This is a genomic window from Frankia sp. CcWB3 (assembly GCF_977927595.1).
In genome coordinates this window covers 1-5,186 of record NZ_CDWRCK010000061.1, presented here as the reverse complement: position 1 = coordinate 5,186, position 5,186 = coordinate 1, and the positions used below count along the sequence as shown (strand labels likewise).

Below are 5,186 nucleotides of genomic sequence, written 5' to 3'. Positions count from 1 at the left end.
TCTCTCGATCGCGTATTTGTTACTTCATTACGTCCCCTTAACGTGCAGGGCAGCAACAACGGCCTCGTCCCGTGGTTCGGGGTGACGCCGCTGTCCGCGGAGCAGCGGAACGAGTATTCCACCAGGCTTGACGCGGACCTTGAGGAGTCGAAATGAAATAACTTGCGCGTTTCGAACCCTCCACAGGCCTGTGACCTGCGATGATTCTCTCGATCGCGTATTTGTTACTTCATTACGTCCCCTGAGTGGATCAACAAGGCGTTCAACGCCGCACGCCAGACCGGGGCGCCGGGGGTCGCGCTGCTCATGCAGGCCGATATGTGGGACACCAGCGCGCTGGCCGCCGGTGGAGACGGTCTGAGTGGCTTCGATCCCATCGTCAAGCGGATCGGGACCCTCGCCGAGCATTTCGGTAAGCCGGTGCTCATCCTGCAGGGTGACTCGCACAACTTCCGGGTTGACCACCCGTTCACGAGCACGGACCCGCTTTACGGCCTCCACCCGCTGGCCCCGAAGACCCTGCAGGCTCCCAACGTGACCCGCATTGTCGTCGATGGCAGCGCTCAGGCGAACGGCTACCTGAAGCTCACGATCAACCCGGCTGTCCCGGGCGTCTTCAACTGGACTCGCGTCAGCTACTGAGGGTACGAATCCTCCCACCGGCCGGGGCCGTTTCGCGGTCCCGGCCGGTCCCGGAGCCGATGAGGGCGAGCATCGACGCCGCCCGGCTGCGCAGCCGGTGCGCGGTTACCGGCACAGAGGCCGGTACGCGAGATCGGGGGCGTATCTCCGCCACTGATCCTCGGTGATGGTGGTCGTGACGGAGCCGCACAGCGCGTGGGTGATCTCGTCCCCTCTCGTCTCCCACAGACGGGCGCCGCGGCCATCCACCGTCACCAGGGAACGGTCGCGTGGGTTGAACGTCGAGAACGTGTCGCCGGGGAGCGTGGCCACCGTCTGCGGATGGTCGGGTCTTCGCAGATCCCACGCGGACCGGGACTAATTGATGGCCGAGCGGTGAACACCGTGCGACCGCAATGTGACGTCGCCGTTTACCGGAGTGTCGCCGGGATCTACCATCATGGGGGCAGACGGGGCCAATCGGGGGATTCGGGCGGAGGGCTGGTGCGTTCGGCGCAGCGGGGCAGGACCGTCGGGCTCCTGCTGGCCGGTCTGCTCGTGATCGCGGTGGTGGCCCTGATCGTGGTCCCCCGGCTGGGGGCGACGCCGGCGGTGGTTCGCCCGATGGCAACGTGCGGACCGTCCGGGTCCTGGCCGGTTCGGAGAAGCGGGACTTCTTCGCGGACCCCGCGGTGGGCGTCCGGCTCGCGGAGCTCGGCTACCGGCTGCAGGTCGATACCGCGGGGTCCAGGGAGATCGCCACCAGCCGCGACCTGACCTCCTATGGCCTGGCCTTTCCGGCCGACGCGCCGCAGGCCGACCGGATCAGGGCCGCCAGGAAGGTGACGAAGTCCTACGTCCCCTTCTTCAGCCCGATGGCGATCGCCACCTTCCAGCCGATCGCGTCACTGCTGCAGAAGGCCGGGGTCGTGCGGATGGACGGCGGCCACCACGTCCTGAACATGCGCGGCTACCTCGATCTGGTCGGTAGGAACACCCGCTGGTCGGACCTGCCGGGGAACACCGCTTTCGAGACCGGCAAGTCCGTGCTCATCAGTTCGACGGATGTGCGGACGTCGAACTCCGCGGCGCTGTACCTGGCGATCGCCAGCTATGTCGAGAACGGCGGCAACGTCGTCGCCGACAGCGCCGCGGCGGATCAGGTGGCCGCCCGCTGCGCACCGCTGTTCGTCAAGCAGGGCTATGTCGAGCAGTCCACCCAGGAACCCTTCGACGACTTCCTCACCATTGGGATGGGGAAGACGCCGATGGCCATGATCTACGAGGCGCAGTTTGTCGCCCGTCAGCTCGCGAAGGACGGTTCCATCAGCCCCGACATGGTCCTCATGTACCCGGAGCCAACGATCTACGCGAAGCACACGGTGGTACCGCTGACCGCCGATGGCGAGGCCGCCGGGCGGCTACTCGCCACCGACCCGCAGCTGCAGCGTCTCGCGGCTCAGCACGGGTTTCGTACCGCGGATGCCGCGTACGGCCGCCGCCTGGTCACCGAACGGGGTCTCACGCCGCCGCCGTCGCTGGTTGACGTGGTGGAACCGCCCACCGCCGCCATCGAGGAACGCATGATTGACAAGATTGTGAACTAGGCGCAGGGGAGACCCGGTTGACCACGCAACCGCCGGCCGCCGACCGTAATACGGCACCCGGCGATACGGCACCTGGCGATACGGCACCTGGCGGCGACCTGGTGCTGACCCCGCCCGAGCCGGTGGCACCGGTGCCCCTTGACCGGGCCGAACCGGCCGTTCCGATCGATCCGGGCGCCGCGGCCCGGCTGGACGAGCAGGCTGGCACGTTCGCGCGCACGCTGCTGTCCATCGATGCCCACTCGCCGGCGTTCACGTCGAAGGTCGCCGCCGTGCACCGGCTGGGGGAGAAGGAGATCCGGGAATCGGCGTCGGTGTCCAACCGGTTGCTCGACAAGCCCACCCGGGCGATGAACTCCGGGCCCTTCGACCAGACCTCGGCGGTGTCGAAGTCCCTGGTCGAGCTGCGCCGGGTCGTGGCGGATCTCGACCCCTCCCGGCAGAATCTCGACGCCCCCAGAAAGCTGCTCGGCGTGCTCCCCTTCGGCAACCGGCTGCGGGACTACTTCGCCTCCTACCGGTCGTCGCAGGCCCACCTGGACGGGATTCTGCGCTCCCTGCAGCACGGTCAGGAGGAGCTGCGCCGGGACAACGCCGCCATCGAGCAGGAGAAGCAGAACCTGTGGGCGACGATCGGCCGGCTGCGGGAGTACGCCTACCTCGCCGGCAGACTCGACGGTGAGCTCGAGACGGGGATCGCGGCGCTCGCGGGCACCGACCCGGACCGGGCTGAGGAGCTTCGCCGGGATGTGCTGTTCTACGTCCGCCAGAAGCACCAGGACCTGCTCACCCAGCTTGCCGTCGGCGCACAGGGCTACCTTGCGTTGGACCTGCTCCGGCGCAACAACCTCGAACTCATCAAGGGTGTGGACCGGGCGAGCACCACGACCGTGTCGGCGCTGCGCACCGCGGTGATCGTCGCCCAGGCGCTGGCCGACCAGAAACTGGTCCTCGACCAGATCTCGGCCCTGAACAGCACCACCGAGAAGATTATTTCCGGCACATCGGAGCTGTTGCGCCGGCAGAGCGCCGACGTGCACCGGCAGGCGTCCTCGGCGACCGTCTCGCTGCGGGCCCTCCAGCAGGCCTTCGCGAACATCTACGCCGCCATCGACGCCATCGACGACTACCGCGCCGCTGCGCTGGACACCATGCGAACGACAGTGGACGCGCTGTCCACCGAGATCGGCAGGGCCACCGCCTACCTGGACCGGTCGGCCGCGGCCGCGGGCGGCGAACTCGGCTCGTACCCCGACGGAGGTGGCGAGCTGACGCTGCCGGGCGGCGGCCGGTGAACCGACAGCCGCGCGCAGCCCTGCTCGTGTGTCTCCTGACGGTGCTGTTCGCGGCCGCCTGCTCGGGCGGAGGCTCAGGACCGGCGGACGGGTCCGGCACCGGTGGGTCCGGCACCGGCGAATCCGCGGGCGAACTCACCGTCCTCGCCGGCTCCGAACTCCAGGACATCCAGCCGCTGCTCTCCGATCTCACCCGGGCGACCGGCGTCACCCTGCGGCTGACCTACACCGGCACCCTGGACGGCGCCGACGCGATTACCAGGGGCACCGCCCAGGCCGACGCCGCCTGGTTCGCCTCCGACCGGTACCTGCGACTGCTGCCGACCGGCGCGACGCCTGTGGCCGCGCGATCGTCGATCATGCTGTCGCCGGTGGTGTTCGGGGTCCGGCGCAGCCTGGCCCGGCAGTTCGGCTGGACCGGCAACCCGAACGTGACCTGGGCCGACATCGCCGCGAAGGTGGCGGCCGGCCAGCTCTCCTACGCCATGACGAATCCCGCGGCGTCGAACTCGGGTTTCTCCGCCCTGGTCGGGGTGGCGGCGGCACTCGCCGGCACCTCGGACGCGCTGCGCCCGCAGGACATCAGGCCTGCCCAGCTGACCTCGTTCTTCTCTGGCCAGGTGCTGACCGCGGGCAGTTCCGGTTTCCTGACCGACGCCTACGCCCGCTCCCAGGACACTCTCGGCGGCATGATCAACTATGAGTCGGTGCTGCTGGCCCTGAACGCCGGGCACCGGCTGCGCGAACCATTGGAGCTGATCTATCCCAGGGACGGGATCGTCACCTCTGACTACCCTCTCCTGCTGCTGCGGCCGGATAAGCGTGATCTCTACGACCGGGTCGTCAGCTGGCTGCGTCTGCCGCAGACGCAGCGCCGGCTGCAGATCACCACGAGCCGCCGGCCGGCCCTGCCCGGAGTGGCGCTGGACGCCCGGTTCCCGACGCGGACGCTCACCGAGCTGCCCTTCCCGGCGAGCCGGCAGGTCGCCGACCAGCTGCTGTCCGCCTACCTCGACCGGTTCCGGCGGCCCAGCCACGCCATCTTCCTGCTCGACCTGTCCGGGTCGATGGCCGGACCGCGGATAGCGGCGCTCCAGGCGGCGCTGCGCGGGCTCACCGGTGCGGACGACACGTTGCCCGGCAGGTTCGCCCGGTTCCGGGGTCGCGAGAAGATCACAATGATCACCTTCGCCGGCCGGGCTCACGACCCCATGGACTTCGCCGTGAACGACCCGCGGCCGGGCTCCGCGGATCTGGCGGGCGTCAACACGTTCGTGGACGGCCTGCAACTCCAGGGCAACACCGCGATCTACTCGGCGCTGGAGGCCGGCTACCGGGCCGCCGGCGCGGCCGTCGAGGCCGACCCCGGCTACCTCACGTCGATCGTCCTGATGACAGACGGGGAGAACAACTCCGGTATCTCGGCCGCCGACTTCCGCTCCTCCTATCAGCGGCTGCCGGCGGCCGCGCGTGCCGTGCCTACCTTCACGATCGCCTTCGGGGAAGCCGACCCGGCGGCGCTGCGGGACATCTCCGCCGACACCGGCGGCGCGGTGTTCGACGCCCGTACCTCGTCGCTGGCGGACGCGTTCAAGGACATCCGTGGCTACCAGTGAACCGCCGGCGCCGCGTCCACCGCGGCTCCCGCGCCCGGCACCACCCC

Annotated in this window: 5 protein-coding genes; 4 read left to right on the top strand and 1 reads right to left on the bottom strand. The window is 69.2% G+C overall.

Features of this window, described 5'->3' with window-relative positions; translation table 11 throughout:
• The first annotated feature begins 306 nt into the window (after window positions 1-306).
• Entirely contained in the window at window positions 307-642 is a 336-nt protein-coding gene (locus tag ACY5KJ_RS07215; RefSeq protein WP_462203034.1) for a hypothetical protein, read from the top strand.
• Between the two features lie 105 nt (window positions 643-747).
• Here ACY5KJ_RS07215 and ACY5KJ_RS07210 read toward each other — a convergent pair whose 3' ends face one another.
• Window positions 748-954 carry a hypothetical protein gene (locus ACY5KJ_RS07210; RefSeq protein ID WP_462188068.1) on the bottom strand — a complete coding sequence of 69 codons (207 nt, stop codon included), beginning with the start codon at window positions 952-954 and terminating at the stop codon, window positions 748-750.
• 299 nt (window positions 955-1,253) lie between these two features.
• On the opposite strand from ACY5KJ_RS07210, the gene ACY5KJ_RS07205 reads away from it, so the two are divergent.
• The 3 genes from ACY5KJ_RS07205 to ACY5KJ_RS07195 are packed head-to-tail and all read left to right on the top strand — an operon-like array spanning window position 1,254 to window position 5,139.
• Window positions 1,254-2,228, top strand: a complete 975-nt coding sequence (locus ACY5KJ_RS07205; protein WP_462188069.1) for a hypothetical protein — start codon at window positions 1,254-1,256, stop codon at window positions 2,226-2,228.
• Window positions 2,229-2,245: 17 nt separating this feature from the next.
• Window positions 2,246-3,523: a toxic anion resistance protein gene (locus ACY5KJ_RS07200; RefSeq protein ID WP_462203033.1), complete on the top strand. Its 1,278-nt coding sequence runs from the start codon at window positions 2,246-2,248 to the stop codon at window positions 3,521-3,523.
• Window positions 3,520-5,139 (top strand): vWA domain-containing protein, encoded by a 1,620-nt coding sequence (locus tag ACY5KJ_RS07195; RefSeq protein WP_462188071.1) that lies wholly within the window; start codon window positions 3,520-3,522, stop codon window positions 5,137-5,139. Before ACY5KJ_RS07200 ends, ACY5KJ_RS07195 begins: the two co-directional genes overlap by 4 nt.
• The last annotated feature ends 47 nt before the right edge of the window (window positions 5,140-5,186 follow it).

Bases quoted from the DNA above. Each gene is read 5' to 3' on its own strand.
- ACY5KJ_RS07215 (WP_462203034.1), top strand. From the start codon at position 307: ATGCAGGCCGATATGTGGGACACCAGCGCGCTGGCCGCCGGTGGAGAC.